This is a genomic window from Roseomonas rosulenta (assembly GCF_016106005.1).
Classification (GTDB): domain Bacteria; phylum Pseudomonadota; class Alphaproteobacteria; order Acetobacterales; family Acetobacteraceae; genus Neoroseomonas; species Neoroseomonas rosulenta.
Map to the genome: position 1 here is coordinate 1 of NZ_JACADR010000347.1, position 3,975 is coordinate 3,975.

Genomic DNA, 3,975 nt, shown 5'->3' on the forward strand with positions numbered 1-3,975 from the left:
ATGGCGTACCCGTCGCGTCTGTTCCGCCGACGATGCCCCTCCCCGAATTCCCCGATTAAGTATCCGCGATCCAAGGGGCCGTTGCCCCTTGGTGGGGGGAGGTCCGGAGGGGGGCAAAGCCCCTCTCCGGCGCGCACCCTCACCCCGCGACCTCCACCGCCGCCTCCAGCCCCAGCACCGCCGCCAGCGCCTCGACGCGCCGCATCACGCTCTCGCCGGCAAACACGCCGGTGCCTTCGACCAGGCGCAGCACCAGCCGCCCACCGCGCCGCTCGATCTCGGTGCCGGCCAGCAGTTCCGGGGTGCCGCCCGAGAGCGTGTAGGCCAGGCGCAGCGCGGCGCCGAGGGTCTCGGCGCGGCGCACCGCCGCGACGTCCAGCAGCACGCGCGCGGCCTGGATATAGGCGGCGTCGGGCCCGGCCTCGTATCGCAGCGCCACGGCCAGGGCGAGGAAGGCCCGCGCATGGTGGTCGAGGCCCACGCCCGGCTGGCGCAGAACGCGGAAGTAGGAATGTTCGGCGCGATAGTCCGGATGGTCGTGGCTGCCGATGTCCGACGCCCAGCAGGCGGCGATGCGCAGCGCGGCATCGGCGGGGGCTTCCGTTTCGAACAGGCCGGTGGTCCAGCGTGCCAGGGCGGCGGGCAGGCGCGGGTCGCGGCCAAAGCGCGTGGCGAGGTCCTGCGCGGCGGCGAGCAGCGGGTCGGCCTGGCGCGTCTCGGCGGGCAGGCGGCGGGCGTACCAGCCCTCGCGCAGGCCGTTGGCGGAGAACACCACGCGGCGCGCGCCGGACGCGCGCAGCAGGCGGCGCAGGACCACCGCGGCCCAGGGCAGGTCGGCCAGGCGCTTGGTGGGCGCGCCGGGCATGCGCTCCAGGGTGCGACGCGTCGCGGCCATGACCACGCCGGCCAGGTCGCGCGCTTCCTCGCGCAGCAGCACGTAGTGGTGGACGATCGACAGCGGATAGGCGGTCTGCGCGATGTGCATGCGCGCCAGCGCCCGCCAGGCGCCACCAACCAGATACAGGTCGCGGCCATTGGCCTCCGGCAGCCAGGGCACGCGGGCGAATTCCTCGTCGGCCAGGGCGCGGCCGCGCTGCACCTCGCCGCCGGCGCGCTCGGAGAGGCGGATGGCGCCGAGCGGCAGGCTGGCGACGCGCCCCGCGCGGCCATGTGCCAGTTCCACCAGTTCGAGCGAACCGCCGCCGATGTCGCCCAGCACGCCATCGGCGCCGGGGAAGCCGAGCAGCACGCCATCGGCCGAGAGTCGCCCTTCCTCGTCGCCGGTCAGCACGCGGATGATGAGGTCGGGCAGCCGGGCGCGCAGCGCCGCGATGAAGGACGGGCCGTTGGCGGCGTCGCGCACCGCCGCGGTGGCCAGCACCTCGACCTGCTCGGCGCCCATGGCGCGCGCCACGGTGTGGTAGCGCACCATGACGGTGAGCGCCTGCTCCACCGCGTCCTCGTTCAGCCGCCCGGTGGCGACCAGGCCACGGCCGAGGCCGAGCACCGCCTTCTCGTTGAAGATGGCGAGCGGGTTGCGCCCGTGCCCCTCGAAGACCACGAGGCGCACCGAGTTGGAGCCGAGGTCCACCACGGCGGAACGGGCCGCGCGCGGCGGCGCGCCGAAGCCCGGCGTGTCGGTCATGGCGGTGTCCATCGGATCAGTCCTGCACCACGCGGTCCTGCCGCGGGCGCCGCGGCGTGCCCTTGAGCGCGCTGCCGCGCCCGGAGAGCGAGGGGTTGGTCATGAAGTATTCGTGCGCCGAGACCCCCTTCTCGCCCGGCTGCAGCCGCGTCCAGCCGCCATCCGGACCGAGTTGCCAGGACTGCATGGTGTCCTTGAGGTTCACCACCATGATCTGGTCGAGGATCTGCGCGTGCACGGTCGGGTTATCGACCGGCACCATGGTCTCGACGCGCCAGTCCATGTTGCGCGCCATCCAGTCCGCGCTGCTGATGAACACGCGCGCGCGGCGCGAGGGCAGGCGGTGTCCGTTGCCGAAGGCGCAGATGCGCGAATGCTCGAGGAAACGCCCGACGATCGACTTCACCCGGATGTTCTCGGACAGGCCGGGCACGCCGGGGCGCAGGCAGCAGATGCCGCGCACGACAGCATCCACCTTCACCCCGGCGCGGGAGGCGGCATAGAGCGCGTCGATCAGCGTCTCGTCGACCAGCGAGTTCATCTTGATCCAGATGGCCGCCGGCTTGCCTTCCTTCGCGAAGCCGATCTCCTGCTCGATCAGGCCGAGCAGCGTCGGTCGGATCGTGAGCGGCGAGAAGGCGAGCTTGTCCATCGTCTCCGGCCGGGCATAGCCGGTCATGAAGTTGAACAGCCGCGCCGCGTCGCGCGTCAGCGCCGGATCGGCCGTGAAGTACGACAGGTCGGTGTAGATGCGCGCGGTGACCGGGTGGTAGTTGCCGGTGCCGAAATGCGCATAGGAACGTAGCTGCGCGCCCTCCCGCCGCACCACCAGCGACACCTTCGCGTGGGTCTTGAGCTCGACGAAGCCGTAGACCACCTGCACGCCCGCGGCCTCCAGCTCACGCGCCAGGGCGATGTTGCGTTCCTCGTCGAACCGCGCCTTCAGCTCGACGATGCCGGTGACCGACTTGCCCGCCTCGGCGGCCTCGATCAGCGCCTTGGCGATCGGGCTGTCGCGCGTGGTGCGGTACAGCGTCTGCTTGATCGCGACCACGTTCGGGTCGCGCGCCGCCTGGCGCAGGAACTGCACCACCACGTCGAAGGATTCGTAGGGGTGGTGGACCACGATGTCCTTCGCCCGGATCGCCGCGAAGCAATCCCCGCCGAAGTCGAGGATGCGCTCGGGGAAGCGCGGCGTGTAGGGCGTGAAGAGCAGGTCGGGCCGGTCCTCCGCGATCAGCTGCGTGAGGTCCGACAGGCCGAGCAGCCCGTCCACGATGAAGACCTCGCTGCGCGGCGCCTGCAGTTCCTCCGCCACGAAATCGAGCATGTCAGCGGGTGTCGCGGCGGTGACCGAGAGCCGGATCGGCCGGCCGCGGCGCCGGCGCTTCAGCGCGGTCTCGTAGGAGCGCACGAGGTCCTCCGCCTCCTCCTCGAATTCCACGTCGGTGTCGCGGATCAGGCGGAACAGGCCGGTCTCGGCGGGGATGAAGCCGGGGAAGAGGCGATCGAGGAACAGCAGGATCAGGTCCTCGAGCTGCACGAAGCGGATGCCCGGGGCACCGTCGCGCGCCGGAAGTCGGATGAAGCGCTGCACCTGCGGGGAGAGCGGCAGCAGCGCGCGCATCGTGCCGCCATCCTCCTCGCGCACCAGCTTCAGCACCATGCAAAGCGACAGGTTCGCGATGAAGGGGAAGGGATGCGCCGGATCGACCGCGAGCGGCGTCAGCACCGGAAACACCCGGTCCATGAACCAGCCCTCGAGCCAGTCGCGATCGGCTCCGTCCAGCTCCGCCGGTTCGCACAGCACCACACCCGCCTCGCGCATCAGCCCGCGCAGTTCCCCCCAGGTATCCTGCTGGCCGCGGATCAGCGCCTGCGCCTGCTCATGGATGGCGGCCAGCTGCTGCGCCGGCGTCCTGCCGTCGTGGCTGAGCTTGCCGATGCCCGCGCGTTCCTGCCCGACCAGCCCGGCGACGCGCACCGAATAGAACTCATCGAGGTTGGCGGCCGAGATCGCCACGAAGCGCAGCCGTTCCAGCAGCGGGTGGCGCGGGTTCGCCGCTTCCTCCAGCACGCGCTGGTTGAAGGCGAGCCATGACAGCTCCCGGTTGATGTAGCGCGCGGGGCTGCTGAGCAGCGCTTCTGCGGGCTCGGGCGCGGCGGCGGCAAGCTGGTTCATGGCGGAACCCTACAGCAGCACGGGCGCGGGCGGGGAGGCCGCGGCCGGATTTGTCTCGGAAGCGTCATCGCCAAAGCCTTCCCAGCCGGCAAGCGCGGCGCGGGCCAGGGCGCGGGTGACGGGCGCGCGGGCATGCAGGGCCGCGCGG

Annotated in this window: 2 protein-coding genes; both read right to left on the reverse strand. The window is 71.8% G+C overall.

All coding sequences use genetic code 11. The annotated features are described in order from the left end of the window. Nucleotides 1-139: 139 nt before the first annotated feature. The gene (locus tag HW578_RS23800) at nucleotides 140-1,657 is read right to left on the reverse strand and encodes a Ppx/GppA family phosphatase (RefSeq protein WP_232479241.1); all 1,518 of its coding nucleotides are present in this window, start codon (nucleotides 1,655-1,657) and stop codon (nucleotides 140-142) included. A 4-nt stretch (nucleotides 1,658-1,661) separates the two neighbouring features. Further along, the gene (locus HW578_RS23805) at nucleotides 1,662-3,827 is read right to left on the reverse strand and encodes an RNA degradosome polyphosphate kinase (protein WP_198373193.1); all 2,166 of its coding nucleotides are present in this window, start codon (nucleotides 3,825-3,827) and stop codon (nucleotides 1,662-1,664) included. Nucleotides 3,828-3,975 lie beyond the last annotated feature (148 nt).